17 protein-coding genes and 2 tRNA genes are annotated in these 23444 nt (G+C 35.9%); 13 read left to right on the top strand and 6 right to left on the bottom strand.

The genetic code is table 11. The annotated features are described in order from the left end of the window. Positions 1–164: 164 nt before the first annotated feature. The 4 genes from H4J52_RS05390 (at position 165) to H4J52_RS05375 (ending at position 4556) form a co-directional block, all read left to right on the top strand. Positions 165–1688: an FMN-binding glutamate synthase family protein gene (locus H4J52_RS05390; protein WP_182224335.1), complete on the top strand. Its 1524-nt coding sequence runs from the start codon at positions 165–167 to the stop codon at positions 1686–1688. A gap of 7 nt (positions 1689–1695) precedes the next feature. Further along, the gene (locus tag H4J52_RS05385) at positions 1696–2907 is read left to right on the top strand and encodes a sodium:proton antiporter (RefSeq protein WP_182224334.1); all 1212 of its coding nucleotides are present in this window, start codon (positions 1696–1698) and stop codon (positions 2905–2907) included. Between the two features lie 155 nt (positions 2908–3062). Beyond that, a complete protein-coding gene (locus H4J52_RS05380) occupies positions 3063–3248 on the top strand; it encodes a hypothetical protein (protein WP_182181064.1) in 186 nt (61 codons plus the stop codon). Between the two features lie 102 nt (positions 3249–3350). After that, positions 3351–4556 carry a bifunctional alpha/beta hydrolase/OsmC family protein gene (locus H4J52_RS05375; protein WP_182181063.1) on the top strand — a complete coding sequence of 402 codons (1206 nt, stop codon included), beginning with the start codon at positions 3351–3353 and terminating at the stop codon, positions 4554–4556. Positions 4557–5408: 852 nt separating this feature from the next. Here H4J52_RS05375 and H4J52_RS19910 read toward each other — a convergent pair. From H4J52_RS19910 to H4J52_RS05360, 3 genes are all read right to left on the bottom strand, one after another. Next, positions 5409–6059, bottom strand: coding sequence for a DVUA0089 family protein (locus H4J52_RS19910; RefSeq protein ID WP_182188811.1), 651 nt, complete (start codon positions 6057–6059; stop codon positions 5409–5411). A gap of 1452 nt (positions 6060–7511) precedes the next feature. After that, a complete protein-coding gene (locus H4J52_RS05365; RefSeq protein WP_182181062.1) occupies positions 7512–7742 on the bottom strand; it encodes a glutaredoxin family protein in 231 nt (76 codons plus the stop codon). A 563-nt stretch (positions 7743–8305) separates the two neighbouring features. Further along, positions 8306–9523 (bottom strand): DEAD/DEAH box helicase, encoded by a 1218-nt coding sequence (locus H4J52_RS05360; protein ID WP_182181061.1) that lies wholly within the window; start codon positions 9521–9523, stop codon positions 8306–8308. A gap of 440 nt (positions 9524–9963) precedes the next feature. Here H4J52_RS05360 and H4J52_RS05355 point away from each other — a divergent pair, with 440 nt between their 5' ends. Then, positions 9964–10491: a DUF3750 domain-containing protein gene (locus H4J52_RS05355; RefSeq protein ID WP_182181060.1), complete on the top strand. Its 528-nt coding sequence runs from the start codon at positions 9964–9966 to the stop codon at positions 10489–10491. A 43-nt stretch (positions 10492–10534) separates the two neighbouring features. After that, entirely contained in the window at positions 10535–11974 is a 1440-nt protein-coding gene (locus H4J52_RS05350; RefSeq protein WP_182181059.1) for an NAD-dependent succinate-semialdehyde dehydrogenase, read from the top strand. Between the two features lie 37 nt (positions 11975–12011). On the opposite strand, the gene H4J52_RS05345 is transcribed toward H4J52_RS05350, so the two are convergent. Continuing rightward, positions 12012–13247, bottom strand: a complete 1236-nt coding sequence (locus H4J52_RS05345) for a hypothetical protein (RefSeq protein ID WP_182181058.1) — start codon at positions 13245–13247, stop codon at positions 12012–12014. 406 nt (positions 13248–13653) lie between these two features. On the opposite strand from H4J52_RS05345, the gene H4J52_RS05340 reads away from it, so the two are divergent. The 5 genes from H4J52_RS05340 (at position 13654) to H4J52_RS05320 (ending at position 20140) form a co-directional block, all read left to right on the top strand. Continuing rightward, positions 13654–14133, top strand: a complete 480-nt coding sequence (locus H4J52_RS05340; RefSeq protein WP_310649658.1) for a 2OG-Fe(II) oxygenase — start codon at positions 13654–13656, stop codon at positions 14131–14133. A 44-nt stretch (positions 14134–14177) separates the two neighbouring features. Then, complete coding sequence (locus H4J52_RS05335) at positions 14178–14642, top strand: hypothetical protein (protein ID WP_310649661.1); 465 nt, start codon at positions 14178–14180, stop codon at positions 14640–14642. Positions 14643–15106: 464 nt separating this feature from the next. Then, a complete protein-coding gene (locus tag H4J52_RS05330) occupies positions 15107–17599 on the top strand; it encodes a hypothetical protein (RefSeq protein ID WP_182181056.1) in 2493 nt (830 codons plus the stop codon). A gap of 295 nt (positions 17600–17894) precedes the next feature. After that, positions 17895–18758 carry a prohibitin family protein gene (locus H4J52_RS05325; protein WP_182181055.1) on the top strand — a complete coding sequence of 288 codons (864 nt, stop codon included), beginning with the start codon at positions 17895–17897 and terminating at the stop codon, positions 18756–18758. Between the two features lie 335 nt (positions 18759–19093). Beyond that, positions 19094–20140: a metal-dependent hydrolase gene (locus tag H4J52_RS05320; protein WP_182181054.1), complete on the top strand. Its 1047-nt coding sequence runs from the start codon at positions 19094–19096 to the stop codon at positions 20138–20140. A 280-nt stretch (positions 20141–20420) separates the two neighbouring features. On the opposite strand, the gene H4J52_RS05315 is transcribed toward H4J52_RS05320, so the two are convergent. Beyond that, positions 20421–20497 (bottom strand) — tRNA-Met (locus H4J52_RS05315). Positions 20498–20621: 124 nt separating this feature from the next. After that, positions 20622–20698 (bottom strand) — tRNA-Met (locus H4J52_RS05310). A 364-nt stretch (positions 20699–21062) separates the two neighbouring features. Between H4J52_RS05310 and rlmKL the strand changes: the two genes are divergently transcribed. Continuing rightward, positions 21063–23198: a bifunctional 23S rRNA (guanine(2069)-N(7))-methyltransferase RlmK/23S rRNA (guanine(2445)-N(2))-methyltransferase RlmL gene (gene rlmKL / locus H4J52_RS05305; protein WP_182224333.1), complete on the top strand. Its 2136-nt coding sequence runs from the start codon at positions 21063–21065 to the stop codon at positions 23196–23198. Then, positions 23198–23443, top strand: a complete 246-nt coding sequence (locus H4J52_RS05300; protein ID WP_182181052.1) for a glutaredoxin family protein — start codon at positions 23198–23200, stop codon at positions 23441–23443. The genes rlmKL and H4J52_RS05300 overlap by 1 nt, the downstream gene beginning before the upstream one ends. Position 23444: the final 1 nt, after the last annotated feature.

Here is a 23444-nt window from a genome sequence, read left to right as displayed (position 1 = left end):
TAACACTTAATTAGGGGCGTAGTTGTGAATTAAAACTATTTTAATTGAGTCCTTACCCGATAGTTGAGCAAGTTTAATGGTTGTACCTGCTTTCCAGATAAATGACCTATACCTATAAAGCATAACTTGTTCAACATACATACATTATTTAGAAGGAAATATAGATGCTCGATTCCATGATACTTACTATTTTACTATGGGCTGCTGCTGCTTTTATTGTCGCCATAGGGATTGGCGTACTTTACGTCTTATTATTATATATCGCTGATGTTACGCAAACTAAGCAAACCATACGGAGAAACTTTCCTGTTATTGGTAGATTTCGATATTATTTTGAACATATGGGTGAATTTTTTCGTCAATACTTTTTCTCCATGGACAGGGAAGAAATGCCATTTAACCGTGCTGAGCGGTCATGGGTTTACCGCGCTGCAAAAAATGTGGACTCTACTATTGCATTTGGTTCAACACGTTCACTCGCTAATGCTGGAGAAGTCATGTTTCTCAGCTGTCCTTTTCCAACCCTAACTGAAGATGCAGCCTTACCAAAAACAATTACGATAGGTGACGGATATGCCAAAAATCCCTACAAAACAAATTCTTTATTTAATGTGTCGGGAATGAGTTTTGGCGCAATATCAAAACAGGCTGTGCTTGCATTATCAACTGGCGCCAAAGAGTCAGGAGCATGGATGAATACTGGGGAAGGTGGTTTATCTTCTTATCACCTTGAAGGTGGGGCAGATATTGTTTTTCAGATAGGCACTGCTAAATATGGCGTAAGAGATGAAAAGGGTAATTTGTGCGATGAAAAGCTGAGAGAAATTGCTGCGCATGACCAAGTAAAAATGTTCGAAATAAAGATGAGTCAAGGCGCAAAACCTGGCAAAGGGGGGATTTTACCTGGAATTAAGGTTTCATCTGAAATAGCAAAAATACGAGGTATCAAAGTAGGTCAAGATTCTATTAGCCCAAATGGCCACAAAGATATCTCTAGCAGTTATGAGCTTTTAGACATGATTGCCCGAGTACGTCGTGTTACCGGTAAACCCGTCGGATTTAAAGCAGTCGTGGGTAGACAAGATTTTTATGACTCATTGTTTAGTAAAATAAACGAAAGAGGAATAGCCTCTGCGCCTGATTTTATCACAATTGACAGTGCCGATGGCGGTACAGGGGCAGCACCACAGAGTTTAATGGATTATATGGGCTTGCCTTTAAAAGAAAGCCTTCCCTTTGTAGTAGACAAGTTAATTGAGTATAAACTGAGAAATAGAATAAAAGTAATAAGTTCAGGTAAGTTAGTAACACCGCCTAATGCTGCTTGGGCACTTGCTATGGGAGCAGATTTTATTACATCTGCCCGAGGTTTCATGTTTTCATTAGGTTGTATACAAGCGTTGCAATGTAACAAAAATACTTGCCCTACAGGCATAGCAACACAAGACCCTAGGTTTCAAAAAGGTCTAAACCCAGCCGATAAATCTGTTCGTGTCGCATCGTATATTAAAAATATGGTTTACGAAGTAGGTACAATTGCACATTCATGCGGTGTAAAGGAGCCTCGTGCACTCAAGAGACATCATGCTAAAGTTGTTACAGAAAATGGGCGAAGTATCTTGTTATCAGACCTTTACCCAATACCGGACCCAGAAGGTTCGCCACATATTGACACGCTAGGAGTATAATTCAGCTATGAATATTCACACTGTTGTTGCTATTACTTTACTTCTCTTAGGTGTAGGTGCATTCGCTATAGTACTTCAGCGTTTCGTACGTATTCCCTATACAATATTATTAGTGGCATTGGGGTTTATTCTCTCCTTGTTCACCGTAGAGTTTGGTATAGAGACGGGTGTGCGTGCGAGCAATTTTCAAGACTTAATGTTATTTATTTTGTTGCCAGTGTTAATATTTGAAGCTGCATTCGTATTAGACAGTAAGCTTTTGTTCAAATATTTGCCCAATATACTAACGCTGGCGACAATAGGTTTACTCATTTCTACCACTGTTATTGCGGTTCTTCTTTATTATGGTATTAATCATTCAGGCTTTCCTTTTATTGCCGCTTTATTAACAGGTGTTGTTATTTCGGCTACCGATCCAGTTGCCGTTGTTAGTCAATTAAAGCAATTAAAAGCGCCTGCAGACTTAAACGTTTTGATTGAAGGGGAAAGCTTATTTAATGATGCTACAGCTATCGTTTTATTTGGCATCATTCTCAGTATTGCTTTAGGGCAAAGTGAGCCTGATGTAACGTCTGCAATCATTACATTTAGCAAAGTGTTTTTGGGCGGGATTATTATTGGCAGTCTGCTGGGCTATATTGCAGCGCTTATAGTTAGGTTCATTAATGTATCTGTGCCGCATATAGTGGTTATTACACTGCTGCTTGCTTATGGAACTTTTTATGTTGCTGAGCACTTATTACACGTATCGGGTATTGTTGCCGTCATGTTTGCTGCCTTGATTTTTAAGAAATCAGTACACCGTTTACTAGAGCATGTTTATACAGGCTTGCACAGTGTGTGGGAGTCACTTGGCTTTATAGCCAACATATTTGTTTTTGTATTACTTGGCTTAGTTGTTAGTCTTAATATGTTTACTGAAATGTGGTTAGCCATTTTATTAGCAATATGTGGCGCCTTTATTGCCCGTATTGCCGCAGTATATATTTCCACGTGGTTAAATCATTTTACCGTAGGACAGCCTATTAACCCCAAATACCCCCCTATAATGATTTGGGGGGGATTGCGCGGCGCTGTCACTATCGCATTAGTATTGTCATTGCCAAAAGCGTTACCTTATTGGTGGACAATTCAATCAATAGGGTTTGGCATTGTTATTTTCACACTTGTCGTTCAAGCAACGACTACTCCTATTCTAGTTAGAAAATTAAAAATTTAACTCAAGGGTCTTTTATTTTAACTCATTGATAAATTAATCAAATAGAGTTAAATAAAGGCTACTGAGTTAAGTTCTTCATTATTAGTATGCTCAGTATTGTTCGTTTTGTATACGTTTTTTAACCATGAATCTAGAGTAATCAAGGGAACACCCATATGACGATACCAATACCACATCGTGCAAGCGGTTTTCTACTTGGTGATGCCGCTGCGCAAATAAGCATTAATGCGTTTATTAATATCCAATGTCCGCATTCGCGTATTATTTGGCCAACCCCTACATTATTTATCAACAATGCTGGAAATATCCCCGTTAATGACAAATCAAATTTAGCGCAGTGAAAAACAGTGATTGAACCTTTGTTAGATACATAATAGTCCATCGTTATAGTCATAATAAAATGTGCTAGACAGCATTTTTATTAAAAATAAGAGATAGAATCAATGAGAACAAAAATAGAATTTCCTAGCCAAGAACAAAATTTAGCTGGTTTGCTAGAAACGCCGGATCAAAAAATACGAGCCTATGTGCTGTTTGCTCATTGTTTTACCTGTGGTAAAGATGTTGCAGCGGCCTCGCGAATTAGTCGATTTCTTGTGCAACATGGTTTTGCAGTTTTTCGGTTTGACTTTACAGGTTTGGGAAACAGTGACGGTGATTTTGCCAATACAAATTTTTCATCCAATACTGAAGATTTACTATCAGCAGCAAAATTTCTAGAGCAGCATTATCAAGCACCTCAACTATTAATTGGCCATAGCCTGGGTGGTGCTGCGGTTTTAGCTATGGCGGCACAGCTTCCCAAAGTAAAAGCGGTTGTGACCATCGGCGCACCGTTTGAAGCAAGCCATGTCATACACAACTTTGATGCCCATATAGAAACAATAGAGCAAAGTGGTTCGGCGAAAGTAAGTTTAGGTACGCGTGACTTTACTATTAAAAAACAATTTTTAGATGATTTACGTAATCAAACCACAGAGCATATAAAGCACCTTAATAAAGCTTTACTGGTATTACATTCTCCTGTTGACTTAACCGTAGATATTACTGATGCCGAGCAAATTTACAAAGCTGCCAAGCACCCTAAAAGCTTTGTTAGCTTGGACACTGCCGATCATCTTTTATCAAAATCAGTAGATAGTGAATATGTCGCGCAAACTATTTCAGGGTGGGCAAGCCGTTATATTCCTGCGCTAGAAACATCTCGTCCCAGTCTCACAAAAGGACATGTTTTGGTGGCCGAGATAGACCATAAATTTCAACAAGATATTTTTAGTGATCACCATCACTGGAATGCAGATGAACCGGTACAAGTCGGTGGAAAAAATTCAGGCCCAGATCCTTATGAGCATTTACTGGCTGCTTTAGGTGCCTGTACTGCAATGACCATTCGGATGTACGCTACTCGCAAGGATATTCCACTCGAGCATGTGGAAGTGTCGTTATCACACGAACGTAATTATTTAGAAGATGCGAGTAATGTGACTGAAAAAAACAAGAATATGGAGTCATTAATTCGCAAAGTTCAGTTGTTTGGACCGTTAAACGATGCAGAAAAAAATCGACTAATGGAAATAGCTAACCGTTGTCCTGTGCACCGAACGTTGCACAATGATCCCCAAATTATTACCACATTGGTTGAAGGGTAGGAGACAGTGCTATGATCCCAGGTGAATATTGGTTTAATTATGTCTTCTAAGCAAAAGTGAGTATAAATCTAACTCGCTCTGGGCGCCATTGCGCTATAGGGTATATATCCTAATGTTAGCTATCCCTAAAGATAGTTGACATGAAAATAGAGTTAATTACTTTAATAATTAGGTTGGCTTGGTGGCATTAGTTAGCCTAATCACTCAACACTAAGTTGTTCAATTTTTTGCTTGTAAATGATCAAATGCTTAAGACTTCTTGGTGCGCAATGCGGAAGAAAATTTTTGAAACTATGAGTGTTTGTCTAGGTCGGCTGTAAGTTTGGTAGTTGACCTAACCTAGCCGATAGCTAACTTTAAAATTTAAGGCAAAGCAGACGTTGCCGAAATCGGTTTTATAATCACAAAAAGTAAATTACACCTATAGTATGAGAGTATCAACTCCGTCGCCTGAAAGCACATTATAGTCGTTCACATTCTATTTTTAGAGTTTATAATAATTTTATTTTAACGAATGGAAATCTTTTACTAAGAACAAATTTAAAAAGAACCAATTCCCTAAAACGTCAGCGCAACATATTGGTTTAGTTGATAAAACGTTTAACGTGCAGGATATTCTTGAATTTAGTGTTGAAAGGTTAGCTATAGTTAGGAAATTAAAGGATAAACCGGCTATTAGTACAAATATGAAACCAGAATTTTTTGAGGTTAATATTGAGTGTGCGCATATCTAGTGAAAATTTTATTATATTTTAATACCTTACATATTAGCTTTACAGTAAAACTTAAATTTATAGCAAAAAAAACACCTTTAATATTAAGGTGCTTTTTTGTTGAGCTATAACGAAAAAATTATTGCTTTTTAAAGCGTCTAGTAACTAACCCCATTATACCTAATGCGAAAATAGCTAAAGTTGAAGGTTCAGGAACAGAAGCTACGGGATTTACAGGATTTGTAAAAGTACGTTCTACTCCATCATATGTTAACCTATAACTACCATAGGGTACATTGTCACTCGTATGACCAATACCGTCATAAAAATATACCGCTGCTTTGTCTTGAATTTGGGTAGAAAAATCTATATCACTTAAGGTAGGGGTATTACCTGCAAGATCGACAGTTCCTACTATTAATACATAATCACCCGCAAATAAGTTCATAGAAATATAGCTATCAAAATGAGATGTTGACCCATCAGCACCAGCTATTGTGAGATCCGAAAAGTCATCATTACTTGTTAACAATGAATTATTATCTAAAATACCATCATTTTTTAATAACCACATCATAGAATTGATCATGTTCGATCCATCCACTTCTCCCCATGAGAATATATCGAATATGGCATCTGTGTCTGTATTAGCAGTAAAGTAATATATATCAAAACTTGCTAATTGATCCTCATATTTCCAAATACCACTATCAATTAATCCTGCATTAGCCATATTACAAACAGAAAACATCAGACCAGCTACAGCAGCCTGTATAAATTTTAATTTCATGAAATATTCCTTATTAATCCCTTTCCATAGATTTTGGATTGGCAGTGTAAAAATAAATTGTTATTAATTATCGACTTAACTTAAGCAAATATAAAGCCAAGCACTAAAAAACGCATCTTTTCATCGAGTTAGGGGTTTTTACTGTTGTAGGGCATAGCTTGTTGTAAATAAAGCCGACACTGGTAGTTTAAAAAACAACCAGTTTAATTCTGTTATTAGTTGAAATATAGGTAAATTTATTCACTTGCCTATTAACCAAAAAAAATGATTAATATGAGAGAGTATCTTTGAGCGTCGTTTCTCTTGGGAAGATAACTTGTTGTAATTTGATATATTTCCCTTTGTACACATTAGGTTATTGTAAGGTTTTCTGTTGACTCGCCTGAAGCTCTACAAAATAATCAACTTTATCAATATTGGAGTACTAAAATTAAATCTTCATTTGAAGGGAGTTTAGCTGAAGGTAAAAATGAAGAAGTATTTCAATATAAAATCACTTCAAATGACAATGGAATAAGTGCTGTGTACATGACCTAATATTCTGAAATATACATTACTATAGCTTTATGGGGCCAATAATACTAAATCAATTTATACATACAAGAAACAACTTAAACTGACAATACAATTACGTGAAAGACCGCTATCAGGGAGCTGCTAGCGTAATGGCTTTATTCAGCCATGTCCGCTGTAGATCAAAACATACAAATTTTTGCAGTGAAAAGTCTCAAATGTTTACTTCTGCTTTGTGGCATTAGTTAGCCTAATCACTCAACATTAAGTCGTTCAATTTTTTGCTTGTAAATGATCAAATGCTTAGGTCTTCTGCGTGGCAAAAGTGATCATTATAAGCCAGTTTCATTTAGTGATAGGGGGTCTTAAACATTATGTGTCGTTATGTAAATGAGACCCAGGAGAATACTATCAGCCCTTACAAGATTAACCCATAAAAAAACTCAACTTATTTTATTGACTTTTTAATGTATACGCCTTAGTTTTTTATAGTAGTTCCTCTAGTGGCAATTTTATTGAATAAAACCAGTGCTCATATTCGTCCCGCCAAACTTAGAAAAACTCGTTAATCAAAAGACTAGCGGTTTTTTGAATTTTGTATCTAAGAATATTCACGTTAAATGATATATATTAATATCGCGAAGGAAATAATCATTTATTAATATGCTTTATCTTCATTAAAGGATTGTTCTGTTTGTTTTCTCACTCCAAATTTTTTAACTACTGCTTTTTCCTGTGCTGTCCCTAATGCAGTAAAAGTATCTTTTTCCGCGGTGAGCAATTTCACGTTTTTATTATGATTATCAAAATCAAAATCAAAATCAAAATCAACTTGACAAGTTAATGATTACAATCATTAATATTACCTACATTGAGATAGAGTAATCAAAACTCTGTGCCCATTGGTTTTACAATCATCTCGTTAGATAATTCTCGTTCTTAATCTGCGGCATAGAGTTTCTTAAAATTTTTTAAATCCCAGCCAATCATTACTTTATTACCGATTTTGAGAGCTGGTACAGAGCTAGCGCCTATAGCGTCGAGCTCTTTTCTACCGCGCTGCATTTTCGCATTTGTTAATCTGTATTGAATGCCATTATCATCCAAGTATTTTTGAGCTTGACGGCAATGGGGGCATTTCTCTGAAATATATAAAACAACACGTTTCATCACAAACCTTTACAGAACTGTTAAAGACTCACTATTTTACTGAACTTTCGATCCTATACAAAGAAAATTAATCTATTCGAGTAAATCAATGCGGTAAAAGTATTTGAAGTAGTCGTTTTTGCTTTGATTTAATCGTTTCGGGTTAGAGATGTCAACACCAACAATGAGCTTGCAGGCGTCATACACTCTAAGCTTGATTGTACGTAAGCGTTAATGGTTCCTGAGCCAGTAACGGGGCATTCATCGTTAAATTGTTAACATTCACTTTTTGCGTATCGCTGAGGGTATAGATTGGCTTTTTCTTTAGGGTAACCACTTTGTTTGTTGGCTAAGATATTGTTTGTTACCCATCAATAAATAGCACCCAATGGTTGTGGTTACCCATTACCGTATACGCACCGACCGTAAAACATTTCTTAGCATACGGTATTTCTCTTTACCCCAATCAGGCGATGCGGATAATTTTGCCTGGTTTGCTTGTTTTCACCATAAAGAAAGTCACGTTTAACCTATCGTGAGACAAGGTAATATTTTTAGTCTAACCGGCTAATCTATACCTGTCTTTATTTACTTTTTTTTCTTGTTCTATTTGTTTTATTTGCTTTACTTACCTTTTTTTTGACTTGTTTAGGCGCTTTTGAAAACTCTTTATGGAAAGGCTGTTCTGTAACAACAGGAATAACTTGCCCTATGCTATTTTCAATATTAATTAATTGTCTTATATCGTTTTCTACAGCAAATGAAATGGCCATGCCACTTTTTCCGGCACGAGCAGTTCGTCCTATACGGTGTATGTAGTTTCTTGGGTCTTCAGGAAGATTATAGTTAATGACTAAATTAATATTATCAACATCAATTCCGCGAGCGGCAACATCAGTGGCAACGAGTACTCTTAGATTAGAATCTTTAAAGTTTTGTAAGGCTTCTTCCCTAACGACTTGTGTTTTACTACTGTGGAGGCTCGCGGCAGTTATTGATGCTTTTTCTAGTGCTTTAACAATGATGTCAGCGCCATACTTTGTTTTACAAAAGATAAGCACTTTTTTATAGTCAGGATTTTTCAAGAGATTAAAGAGTAAAGGTACTTTATTCGCTTTTTCAAGGTGGTATATACTTTGATTAACCAAGTCGATAGTAACCGTTTCAGCAGTAATTTGAATTTTTATTGGACTAGTTAATATTGCTGTCGCTAGTATCTCTATTTCAGCAGGCATAGTCGCTGAAAACAATAGTGTTTGTCGGTTCTTTGGCAGTTTAGCTATAATAGTTTGAACATCCTTAAAGAACCCCATATCAAGCATTGTATCTGCTTCATCTAACACAAATACTTCCAACGCCTTAAAATTTATGTCGCCCGTTTCAATTAAATCCAATAACCTTCCAGGGGTGGCCACTAAAATATCAAGTCCAAGTGCGATAGAGTCAACTTGATTTTGTCTTCCTACGCCACCGTAAACAACCTTAGTTTTAAGCCCTAAACCATCAGAGTAGTCATCAATGTTTTGCATTATTTGTGAAGCAAGCTCTCTTGTGGGCGTTAGTATTAGCGAACGCGTACTCTTAGCTTCTATTTCTATTTTATTTCGACCAAAATTATTGATAATTGGCAATGAAAAAGCCGCCGTTTTTCCTGTTCCCGTTTGCGCTATACCAAGCAGATCATTCCCATCAATAAGAGCCGGAATACATTCTTTTTGGATCGGTGTGGGCTCTTTATAGCCCTTAAGAGTAACGCGATCAATAATTGACTCTAAAAGTGAAAATTCTTTAAATTCTGACATGCTGCCTCGGTGTCCTTTAATCAATAGCCTATTATTCTAACAGAATGTTTTAACATAATTAAGATGTATTCATAGTGACAATGTCTAACGAATTCCAACAACATATCTCATAAAAAAAATACTGCCGTCATAAAGTGTTCTGACCCTTTGATTTTCTTTCTAAAGGAAGATCTATTTCTTTTGAACGACGCACTTAACCGAGGAAACTATTGATGTTAACGTCCGCTCTGTCGTAAACATCTTTCATTAGAAAAAAGGGTAGCGTCTGCTTTTATATAAATACTACGCATTATTCTTGAACGTTGATGTTAAAATTACGTCTTCGTAGATTTACCACTAACAAAATAACTGCTACTTTTAATTTTATTAACCATTGCTATAGCTTTATAATGTTAGGCAATAACATCCTATAGCTTAAAGAAGATATAAGAATAGAATATATGAGATATTGGAAGATTATCTGCGTTGTATTACTACTCAGCGCTTGTACTAATAGCAACTGGCGCACGGCTAGTCGAGAGCCAGCAGGCATTGCTTCATTACCGAGTGAAGATAACCGGGCTATTATAGAATTCTATGCTGCTGACGCTTTTAGTTGGCGTGGTTGGTTTGCGGTTCATCCTTGGGTCGCAATAAAAGAAGAGCAAGCGACTCAATATAGTGTTTATGAGGTTACGGGTTGGCAAGTTAGGCGAGGCCTATCGGCAATAAAGCACTATGAAACACTCACACCTGACAGATATTGGTATGGGTCAAAGCCTACATTATTACTCTCTATTAAAGGAGATAAAGCCGCAAAGCTTATTCCTAAAATTAAATCAGCTATAGCCCTTTATCCTTGGTTACATGAATACAGTATGTTCCCAGGCCCTAATAGTAATACTTTTATTGCTTGGATAGGTAATCAAGTACCAGAACTTGAATTAGAACTCCCTTTAAGTGCCATTGGCAGTAGCTACGCAAACTAAGTTTTTTTATTTAGTGTCACAACAATATACAAAGAGCGAAATTATGTATCAATCACGTTTATTAAAAAATGGTTCTTTCATTAATGGCCAATGGTTATCATCTCTGGAAAAATTTGACGTAACGAATCCATTTGACAACAGTGTAGTAGCAAGCGTTTCAAATGCTGGCGTTGATGAAACGACACAAGCAGTTCAAGCGGCTAAGGGGGCCTTAGCTGCTTGGTCTCAAAAGCCAGCAAACGAACGTGCGATATTAATGCGAAAATGGTTCGACCTTGTCATAAAAAATAAAGATGAATTAGCTAAAATACTCACATTAGAGCAGGGGAAGCCCTTAGCTGAAGCCAAAGGTGAAATTGTTTATGGAGGCTCATTTATTGAGTGGTTCTCTGAAGAAGGGAAGCGAGTTTATGGTGACACTATACAAGCGTTAAGCAGCGACAAGCGAATTGTTGTAATCAAGCAACCAGTAGGTGTTGTTGCCGCAATAACACCATGGAACTTTCCGAATGCAATGATTGCACGAAAAGCTGCCGCTGCATTAGCTGCCGGTTGTACCTTCGTTGTCAGGCCCGCTTCGCTTACCCCTTTGTCAGCGCTAGCCTTGGCGGAGCTTTCAAAGCAAGCTGGTATACCTGACGGAGTCTTTAATGTCGTCGTTGGAACCGACTCACGTGCGATGGGGGAAGTGTTAACCACTCACCCTGATGTGGCTAAGTTTACTTTTACGGGGTCAACCGAAGTGGGTAAAGCTTTAATTAAACAATGTGCTTCTACGGTTAAAAAAGTATCAATGGAACTTGGTGGTAACGCGCCATTTATTGTTTTTGATGATGCAGATATTGACGCGGCGGTTCAAGGCGCTATCGCTTCAAAGTACCGCAATGCCGGTCAAACCTGTGTGTGTACTAATCGTATTTTGGTACAAGAAGCCGTTTTAGAAGCATTCACCCAAAAATTTGTAAAAGCGGTTAAAGCGTTGAAAGTAGGTAATGGTTTAGAGAATAACGTGTATGTTGGCCCTATGGTGTCTACTGCAGCTGTTGAAGATGTCGAGCAGTTAGTTGCCAAATCTCTTAATTCTGGTGCTAAATTACTGACAGGGGGACGATCTGAAATGGGTAATTGCTTTTACTTACCCACCGTTTTAGCTAATGTAACCAACGATATGGCAATTGCTGCCAATGAAATTTTTGGCCCTGTGGCGCCTATTATTAGTTTTAAAACAGAGAAAGAAGCCATTGAAATTGCCAATGATACCGAATACGGTTTGTCAGCTTACTTTTATGCCCGTGATATTGGACGTGTTTGGCGAGTATCAGAAGCATTAGAGTTTGGAATGATAGGTATTAACGAGGGCCTAATTTCTAACGCAGCCGCTCCCTTTGGTGGTGTTAAGCAATCAGGTGGTGGGCGAGAAGGCTCTAAATATGGCCTTGATGATTATCTAGAAATTAAATATCTTTGTATGGGCGGTATTTAATTTTCTGATTGTGTATTGGCCACTAAAGACTATTTTATTAAGTTGTTGGATTGATTAACGTTAAAAAATATTCTTTATTGGTTGAAATGTTGTCAATTTTAATGGGGTAATGAAGTATTTGGTTGAAGTAGTTTGCAAATTGAGATATTTGAAGGACTAATTTTCTGGCGTCGTTTATAAACATAGAACAAATTTGATTATCTTTGAGTTCTTCACGATTAATTTGAAATGGATATTGAGATGTCTCTGATATCCATAATGCACTTCTAAGTTTGGCTTGAATGAACTTCATTTCAGCGTTGGTAGCATTTAGTGTATTGGTCCATTTAATGACTTTTGATAGTTGGTCGTACAAATGATTACCATAGGCGTGTTGGTGCACTTTGGTTTGTATACTCTCTTGCATGATTGATAAGAGAGGCTTTTGTAATTGATAAGAATAAAGAGCACTTTTTTTTTGACTCGTTCTAAAGTCAAATCCTTCACCCAATAAACAAAGTTCTCCTATGGCAGTATTAATATTTTTACTTTTTTGAGTGATTTGTGAATATTGGTTCGCTATTTGTGAAATTTGAGCATACTCATGCATGTGTGTTAATTTTTTTGGATACCCAGAACCATCAAGCTTTTCTTCGTGCTGCTCTATGGACTCTAACACTAACTTATTTTCTAACCCCGCAATTTTAACAATTTCTTTGCTTAAAATAGGATGAACTAACTGGGCGTCTTTCATCTTTTTATTTAATCGGGCATAGCCTATATTTTCGAAAAACAGTACGGAGATTAGTTCAAATAATTCGTTTGCAGAATAGTTATTTGCTTTGCCAACATGAGTGCCAAAAACTAAGTTTAATAATGTATTCTCATAAGCTAGAGGGTTCAAATGTGAAAATATCTTTAGATGATCAACAATTTCTTTAGGAATGGAGTCCTGTTCTATATATTCAGAAATAGTTGCAAGTGTTCCTTTTAATTGAAAATTATTTAATACGGGGTTTTTTTTTGCAAGTTCTAGAATAGGACTTAATAAATCTTGGGTCGATTGTTTATGAGTAAGTGAAATAACATCTTCATGCCCTATAACGCCTTCTTTTTGTAAGTTCTCTAATCTTATTTTAATTTTATCTGTAATTTCAGTTCCTGCTTTTAAAAATACTCTTTTCCCTTGTGGATCCGTAATATCTTTACTGATCCCACATTTTATTCCTGAATTTAATATATGCGTTGAAAATTGTTTAGATGTTTCTTTCACCAGTTGGTTAATAACTTTCACATTCGATCCTTGAATTTATTATTGTCTACTGAAAATTTTATATAGTTAACTGTAGGAATGAATGTGTTTTTTTGCAAAGCAAGTTATTAAACCATTTATTACTAAGAAAGCTTACGCTAATATATAGTCAAAGTGCTATTATGGTTTATATTCAACTTTATTAGATTATCAATAAAATGTTAGTTTTACTTCCTAAGACAGGATGTAGTTTAACCTAGCCCGTACCACTTATTCTGGCGGTAACATATCACTGTTTGAATGAATATCCGATGACATCGTTGAAAAGGGATACAGTATTCGCCCTTATGCTTTGCCCAAAGATTTAACATGCTTGTTACGACAGCATATTATCGAACTTCCCACGGGTAAATTTAAACGTGCGGGTATAGGTTGAGCTAAAGGTCATATGATTAATGACTTTATTCGAACAGACGAAATTAGCTGGATAACTCATAACAATCTAGCAAGTTGTGCTTGGATAAACTGGACAGAATCACTACAGGCTTATTTGAATAGGCGTTTGTTTCTCGGTTTATTTTCTTTTGAAAGTCATTTTGCTCATTATGCCAAAGGTGATTTTTATAAGCGGCACAAAGACGCCTTCAAAGGTGAAGGTAATCGTGTGTTATCAGTAGTGGTATATCTCCATCAACAGTGGTCTGCAGATGATGGTGGCGAGTTAGTTATTTATGATAAAAAGTCTCGCATTTTTGCCGTTGTCGATAATAGTGAAATAAAGGTAATACCAAGCTTTGGCACAATAGTGATATTTTTAAGTGAAGAGTTTTCACATGAAGTATTACCCACAAAGCGAGACAGATACTCTATAGCAGGCTGGTTTCGTTTAAATAACAGCATTGCCAATAATATTGATCCACCAAGCTAATGAGAAACTAATGAAAATTCATGAGAGCGTAGCTATTGTCTAAAGTGATCCCCAAGTTGCATATTATCAGCGAATTACATGATATTAATCAGTTAATTATACCTTTAAAAGCTTTAGCTGATAGAGAAAGAGTCTCTATTTATGGTTTGACGGGCATGGTTTATACACCCTACATTGATGATTATATGCAGGAAAGTATAAAAAAAGCGGCGATACTCGCTTGCTTAAAAGAACAAGGCATATTGGCATTATCATCGGTAGAGCTAATCAGTGCAGTATTAGAGGGCTTATATAAAAGAGCTAAAAATAACGCGGTTGTTGAGTATGAAGGAAGGTTTTATCAGCGCCGATTTTCGCCATTAAAATTAAGTAAATCAGGTAAGGTTGTTCATAAATGGGCGAGATACTGGTTTTTACAATCACCTAATGGCAACGTTGACCCTCATTGGGAAAGTGAGGTTCGAGAGATCTGGCCTTCCTATTTTTTGATTAGAACAACCGATTTGTAAATAAAGGCGTCTCGTTTCTCGTCATTGATGTTACTTTTTGGCTGATCAACGACTAGTATTCATTAAATGCTCTTTGATAAACTAATTTATACTCATTAACCCGATTCCTCATCATAAAATAAAGCAAACTATTAAGGTTAATGATTTAAGCTTTTAATTTTTAAAAGAGATACTTACGCTTTTTACTTTGTTATTGGCGGTGTAAGTATTCATTTATTGATAACGCCCCCTTTTTTTAGGCTAAAAAACATTCTGTTTTATTTAAACAGATATTTAAAAAGCATTAAAGTATCGTGACAGTGGAACCAATATATATATACTTGATAAATCTATTATTCGTTATGGGTACATTTATTTAGCCTTTATTCGATAATATGCACTAAGATTTAACGAGTAACATTAACGAGTTATTGATTGGATCCCTTCTAATGTAATTCTGTTAAAAATATGAGGTACAACGATTAATGAGCAGTGTCATAAGTCCTCACTTAAAAAGATTTGAAAAGCAAATATTAAGCTTAGTTCCTTATGCCAGCAACGACAGATTAGAGTATCTTGTTAAAAAACTCCTACCTGAAGAAGATGCTAGTCGACACCTCGCTGTTAAGGATGAAATCAAAAAGCTTGCCAAACAAGCAACTAAATCTATTGATTTACGGTTGATTTTTTCTGACTGCGAAATGTTTGAACATAATAAAGTCAAACACTATCTTGACTGTGCAGGCTGGGAGTTATTCAACCAAAAACTTGTTGAATACCAAAATCTTTATACGACAGCGATGTACTATGAAGTTTATGAAGATGCTCAACTTAGGGCATCGAATAAAGATAAAAGTGTCAGTGGAGGGGAGAATGAAAATGAAAGTAAATTTTCAGAGTTTAGAATAGATAAAACTGAACCTAAACCCTTAGTTAATAAAAATAGAATAATTAACGAGTTAAAGAAGCTTAACTCTTCTTGTAAAGTCTTTATCAATCCAATTATGGGGATGACAACGCAAGGAAAAAAAGAAGTTGGTATTACCGCTATTATTGAAAAGATGAATAACCAAAAGGTTATTATTCAAACGTCACATGAATTAAAAAATGTAGATGTTAATAAAGTCTATTTATGGCTATTTGACCATCATACAGAAATCGATTTTACGGATGAACTTGAGCTTGGTTTTTTAATTATTGATAGCCAAAAATCTAAAGTGAATGATAGTTTTGAATATTTGTTAAAATTTTCAAGCCCACTAACCGATCAACAAATGCGTGTTTTATTCGCTCATTATTTACGACAAAAAAAACTTGCCATCGTAGGGCCGACAGAGCGCTTTATCACCCCATTATTTGATTCGGTAACGTCTAAAGGTTACGAGCAACTTTACTTAAATAAAACTCATGATATTCCGTTACTTTGCTATAAAAAAGATAAGATATGGCATGCTAAAGTAGCAATGAAAACCTCAGGTAATGACGAATTATGGAATTTTTTTAGCGATATAAAGCAGAATTTTCATTTACCTGTGCTGCTTGGGAATCAAGATATTCAGCAGGCGTTAAACGAAAGAAATACGGTTGATAAGTATGCTTTATTATTAAAATCTAGTCATAAAGGTAGTTTTACGTATTCACTTATTTGGTACGACGACTTTGTGAATAATAGAAGTGCTAAGTCTGTTTTTAATAATTTTTTCAAAAAAGGTCTTTTTAGGGTAGTCAAAATATCGTCGTCGTTTATTAATTCCGAAGAAGATGCTTATGTACCCTCTGCGTTACCCTGTCATGTTCATCCTAAAATGGCGGTATTAAATAGGGCGATCCCTAAAGCGGCTTTAGATATGATCAGTGATTGTGATCATATGATCACAATTTCAGATATTACCAGCCTTTATGAAACGATATATCAACCAGTGAATGGCAATATTACTGAATTAGAGGATTTATTACCCCTGCGTTATCAACTCAGCGCGATTGACTCACTTGATGACACTGAAATAGTAACGGCTGAAAATGATGACTTAAGAAGTGAGGATCGCTTCGTCTTAGCTTTTAAAATGGCAATTACACGTAGTAATAATGTCGTTACAAATATTCCGGGCATAACTAAAAATATTTCTGTACAAGGGCTATTAGTTAACTTGGTAAAAAAAACTAAATTTAAAGCAGGTGAAGAAATTGAAATTGAATTAATCGTACCTTTTAACGAACAAGAACGTTCATTTAAAAAACAAAAGTATGTTGTCCTAGGTTATGACAGTCATGGCGCAGTCAGGTTATTAATGAACACTATAGAGAGTAAGCATTTAGCCTGTAGAGCAATAAGAAAGTATATTTATCAGCATGTTGATACCCTTGAAGCCTGCGGAAAGCGTGGTAGTCGTATTTATGGCTTGCAAAAAGCGATGAGAAACATATATGCACATAATCACTTCTCTATTCCCTTTTACTTAAAAGCGACGAAGCACCAACAATATATCAATGCGGCGAGCTTTAGTGGTAACTCAGCACTCAAACATCTTATTTATAAAAACGAAAATAGTGAGGAGATTATCCTTAACTTGTTAAGTAATCAAAAATTTAGAGAGTCTTGTTTATCGATTATTGCGGTACTTGCTTATAAAAATTTATCAGCTCGCGCTTTTTATATCCTTGTGTTGCCTAAAGATAAAAATGAAAATGAAGAGTACTCATTCTGGTATCGTGATTTATCTGTATTAAAGAAGTCTAATCAACTAAAAGAATATACCAATAAAGTTTCTAGTCATGGTAAACCTGCAATTTTAAAAGTAGAACTGAAAAAAAGTGATAAAGTACAAAATATGTATTATCGTGACGAAATAAGTTACCTAAAAAGTTTAGATAAAGATTTGGCTCATGACCTTGAAATTCAGTTAGAAAGTACTATTGGTATAGGAGAAGTAACTGATTTAACTGACATCGCCATCAAAATGATCAGCAATACAAAATAAAATAATTATAACCCACCAGTATATGTCTCCTGCTTTTTATGACAATAAATTTCCTGTGTTTAGCTTGTTCACTTCATTACTATTACTTTTAGTCATTGCTTATTATCTTGCAGGTAATAAAGCACAGATGTATTTAAATTGTACTTATATATTGATTGAAGTCTGCTATTAGCAGATGTTTGACCTCAAGCAACCTAAAAGGTTATGGTCTGTCTATAGCGAATAACGTGCTGTAATATTTAAAAATGTGTTTATTAATAGCGACACCTAATAAAGAAGACCCTGAGGTAAAAAAGTGAATATAGATAAATTTAATATCCCAACGAAAACACTCATAACGGTAGCGATTGCAGCAAGCCTATTTTTTAGTTCTGTATATACAGTAAATGAAGGTCACATCGGTATTGTTAAACGATTTAGTGAAGCCAAAGAGCAAGTTAACCCGGGTCTGCATTTCAAAGTTCCTTTTATTGATAGTGTTGAAGAAATAGAAGTCAGAACACGTAAAAACGAAGAAAAAATGGCATCAAGCACCAAAGAGCAAATGCCGGTAACAGTTATTGTTTCTGTTAACTGGACGGTAGATAAAACAGCTGCTCTTGAGCTTTTTCGTCAATATGGTGGTTTAAAGCAATTTGAGAATAGAATTCTTGATCCGCGCTTTAGATCCGCTACCAAAGACGTTATCCCTCAGTATGATGCAGAAAAATTAATACAAGATAGAGCGAGTGCAATACAGGCAATTGAAGCGAGTTTTATCGAAGAAATGAAAGATTTCCCCGTTACTGTTGATAACATTCAAATTGAAAATATTCAATTACCGACTAAGTACTTAACCTCTATTGAAACTAAGCAAACAGAAAAAAATCTAGCTGATGCGGAAAAACATAAACTAGCTCGTCAAAACTTAGAAGCGCAACGTGATGTAAACACGGCTAAAGCTAAAGCTGATGGTATCAAATTAGTTGCTATAGCAGAGGCTGAATCAATTCGAATTAAAGGTTTAGCTGAGGCAGAAGCGATTACCGCTAAAGCTAAAGCGTTGGGTAATAATCCTTTAATTGTTAAACTCACCGAAGCGCAAAACTGGGATGGAAAGCTTCCAGCGACAATTCTAGGCAGCAGTAATATGCCAATATTGGACATGAGAGCAAAATAAAGGTGATGTCAGTATAATATAAGCCGCTTAATTGCGGCTTTTTTTATCCTGTCAGAGTTACTTTTCAAAGGTTAGTGAACAGGTAAATAATGGCCTCAGTTTACCACCTAACGAAGGATAAAATTATGTTACTTCAAAAATGAAATCGCTACTTTGTATTGATGTTTTGTAAAAAATGAGACAATTTCGAGTTTTGAGTGAGCCCTGCAAAAATCGCTTATCAGTCCTTGAAGACGCTGATGGCTAATAACACATAAATTGGATGCCTTTACTGATCTAGGATTGATGGTTGAGGCGTATAGAACGTAAATAATTATTAAATTAACAAGGTTATTATGGATTCATTAACACAAGTTGTCTTGGGTGGCGCGGTCGGTTATGCGGTATTAGGCAACAAAGTTGGCCATAAAGCTGCTATTTATGGCGCTATTTTAGGGACTTTACCTGACTTAGACGTGTTTCTCCCATACAGTGGTGAAGTAGAAGCCTTTACCTACCATCGAGGGTTTAGCCATTCGCTATTAGTACATTTGCTAATCAGCCCTTTTATTGCCTGGTTACTCATTAAATATCATCAAACTACTGCCATTTACAAAAATAAATGGTTCTGCTTGGTTTTCCTTTGTTTATCTACCCATGGGATTTTAGATAGCTTTACCGTTTATGGTACACAATTGTTGTGGCCAATTACTGAGTATCCCTTTGCGGTTTCTAATTTGTTTATTATTGACCCCATGTATACCTTGCCACTATTGTTGTCGTTTATTGTTATTTTTCTGCCTAGTGTTAAGCCTACAAGTGCCTCAAAAATTAATCATTGTGCACTAGTCATAAGCAGCCTTTATATTTGTTGGTCTTTGATGGCAAAATTTTATATAGACGAGAAAGTAGCAGTAGCCCTAAACGATAAGCAAATAAAAGCAGATCATTATTTGAGTACACCAGCACCTTTTTCCACCTTACTTTGGCGAATATTGGTGATGTCGGATGGTCAATATTACGAGGGTTATGTCTCGGTGTTTGACTCGGCATCGGATGTGAGTTTAGTGGCCTATAATTCTTCAGATCTTTTGCTTATAAATCTTCAAGACGACTGGAATGTACAGAGGCTTCAATGGTTCACTAAAGGCTTCTATTCTGTGAAAGAAGAAGATCACAATATTGTTTTATCTGATTTACGTATGGGGGCAGAGTGTAGCTATGTATTCAATTTTATTGTCGGCGCACAAACAAGTACTGGAATTGTTAAGAGTGATATTGAAAAAGTAAGTGATAGACCTGATTTAAGTATGCTTGGCCGTGTTTGGGATAGAATTTTGGATCCTTCAGTATCATTGGCTCCCGTAAAGAAAAACGGTGTGTGTGCCAATAGGGAAAGTTAATTTTATAAGGAAGTTTATAATACGGGAATGTTTAATTATCTATATACCCGTTCCATACTTTATAAAGTCATTACCATCATATAATTATGATTTTAAACATATATTTATTAATAAAATGAATATTTACTTGGAATAGAATTATTGATATTTAACATGTGATTTTTTAAGAGGGAAATTACGAACTTCGGTAAAATGTTTTTATACTTAAACGTAGTTGGTTGTTGGAGCCCATATCTTTAAGAGGGAACTGACGAACTGATATTATACTTATATCTTAAATTGGTTGCGGGAGCCAGATTTGAACTGACGACCTTCGGGTTATGAGCCCGACGAGCTACCAGACTGCTCCATCCCGCGTCCGAATGACCTACAATAAGTAGGAAGCCCTAAAGGTTTTAATTCTCTTTAGAAGAATTGGTTGTGGCAGCCCATATCTTTGAAGAGTGAACTGACGACCTGATTTTATACTTATATCTTAAGTTGGTTGCGGGAGCCAGATTTGAACTGACGACCTTCGGGTTATGAGCCCGACGAGCTACCAGACTGCTCCATCCCGCGTCCGAATGGTTTAAATACTTCCGATAAAGGATTTACTTAAACAAGCCATAACTGTTTTAATTCGTGTTATTAACGAATGCATTTCAAAAACATCTGCCCTTGAAAGCGAGGCGTATCTTAAGGATAGTTACATCATATTGCAAGGCGTTTCTTTAACATTTTTACATCTATCAAAAAACGCCTTTAAATTGCCCTAATTGTAGACTAAAAGCTGCTTTAATGACCTTTTATTACAGGTCAACACCGTTATTGAAAATATTTTAAAATATATATCGGAGAATATGAGTGTTTTATACATGTCTCTATATAAGTAGTTAACGTCTTTGTTTATAATCGCGGTCATAAATCGGTCTGGAAAACACTCATGCAGCAATTTTTAGCATTAACATCTCCTGGTATAGAAATTTTATTAGCCCAAGAGCTAAAAGATTTAAAAGCATCACAAGTCGTGCAAAAGCCTGAAGGCGTATATTTTACAGCGACAATTGAAGAAGCGTACAAAATTTGCCTTTATTGTCGTTTATCAACGCGAATTTTATTAAAGCTTGCCGAAGGCGATGCTATGAATAAAGACCAGTTGTTTGCAACAGCAACAACCGTTAATTGGTCAGAGCAATTTTCGAGTAACCATACCTTTGCTATTGATTTTGTCGGTTCAAGTGATGAAATTAGAAATACACAATTTGGCGCACTGACTATAAAAGATGCTTTAGTTGATCATTTTCGTGATCAAGGCATGGACAGACCTTCTGTTGATAAAAGCGCTCCGGATATTAGTTTCCAAGCACGTTTGTTAAGAGATAACGTCGTTATTTATCTCGATTTTTCAGGGCGTAGTTTATTTAAGCGAGGTTATCGTGAACATTCTGGTGCAGCACCATTAAAAGAACATTTAGCTGCTGCTATTATTACCCGTTCAGGTTGGTTAGACGATACATCTAAGCCGCTTGTTGATCCAATGTGTGGCTCAGGAACTATTTTAATTGAAGCGATAATGATGGCAGCTGACTATGCACCAGGTATCGACAGAGTAAAGTGGGGCTTTGATTGTTGGTTAGGTCATCAACTTTACCCGTGGCAAGCACAGTTGACACAAGCTAAACAAAAATCACATTTAGGCCTTGAGCAATTAAAGACGAAGGTTTTTGGTATAGATATTGACAGTCGAGTGATAAATACCGCACAAGTTAATGCGCGAAATGCTGGTGTACAGAAATTTATTGAGTTTTCATGTAAAGATATTAATGCGCTTAATAATGGTTTTGGTCACAACGGAACGTTTTTACTTAACCCTCCTTATGGCGAACGTATTGGTGAATTACCTGAGCTTGTAGAAAACTTTGTTTTATTAGGTCGTAAACTTAAAGCACAGTTTGTTGACTGGCGTATTGCAATTTTAACAGCGAATGTTGAATTGCTTTCTATGATGAAACTTGCCAGTCATAAACGCTATAAATTTAAAAATGGTCCTTTAGATTGTCAGTTAGCACTTTATAACGTTGATGAAAAACAAGCTTCAGGGCAAAGCAATGATGCCGAGTTTGAAGATAAAGATTCAGATTTTGGCAACCGTTTATTGAAAAATAAAAAGAATTTAAAAAGTTGGCTTAAAAAAGAGCATATTGAATGTTACCGCTTATACGACGCTGATATTCCAGAATATAATGTTGCGGTTGATGTTTACGGTGACTACTTAGTTATCCAAGAATATTCAGCACCTAAGATTATTGAAGAAAGTAAAGTAGCTAAACGTTTGCAAGAAGTTATTTATTTTGCACCTAAGGTACTTGGCGTACCTACCGATAAAGTCATATTAAAAACCCGTGCTAAGCAAAAGGGTAGCGACCAATATCAGCGTGTTGATCAAAGTAAGCAGTCAATGATTATTACTGAACATGGCGCAAAATTAAAAATAAACCTGTGGGATTATCTCGATACCGGCTTATTTTTAGATCACCGTAAAACAAGACAAATTGTTGCTCAAAAATCAAAGAATAAAACATTACTCAATTTGTTTGCCTATACCGGTTCTGTTTCCTTACAAGCAGCACTTCATGGTGCAGCAACAGTTACAACTGTTGATATGTCGAATACTTATTTGAATTGGGCACAAGAAAACTTTGCGCTAAACAAATTGTCTGGTCATAAGTACCAATTTATTCAAGCAGATTGTTTAACGTGGTTAAAAGAACACAGAAGCACTTACGATGTTGTTTTTGTTGATCCGCCAACTTTCTCAAATTCAAAACGTATGGAAGACAGCTTCGACGTACAAAGCGATCATGTTTCACTTATCACTGACGCGATGAAATGTGTTGCTGAAAATGGTGAGCTGATTTTTACCAATAATAAGCGAAACTTTAAAATGGATTTCGACGCAGTAGCCGCTTTAAACTTTGAGGTTAAATCAATCTCTGAGTTAACGCGTGATAAAGATTTTCAGCGCAATAAGCATATTCATAACAGTTGGTTAATTACCCGTAAAAAAGTTAATAAATAATGACCGTATTATTTCACTTATATAGTAGTGAAGGTTGCCACCTTTGTGAGCAAGCTTTAGCACTAATCGCTAATATCATTCCCGAACACCAACTTAGGGTAGTAGATATTATTGATGGCGATGAAGGAAGTGAAAATAACTTAGTAAAATTATACGGTGTTCATATTCCCGTATTAGAGCGTCTGAGTGACAATACAACGTTATTCTGGCCTTTCGAACAATCACAAGTAGTAGAGTTGAGATAGC

Source organism: Colwellia sp. MB02u-14 (genome assembly GCF_014076915.1).
Lineage (GTDB): Bacteria > Pseudomonadota > Gammaproteobacteria > Enterobacterales > Alteromonadaceae > Colwellia_A.
The sequence above is the reverse complement of the archived record's forward strand: the minus strand, read 5'-3'. Positions and strand labels throughout refer to the sequence as shown.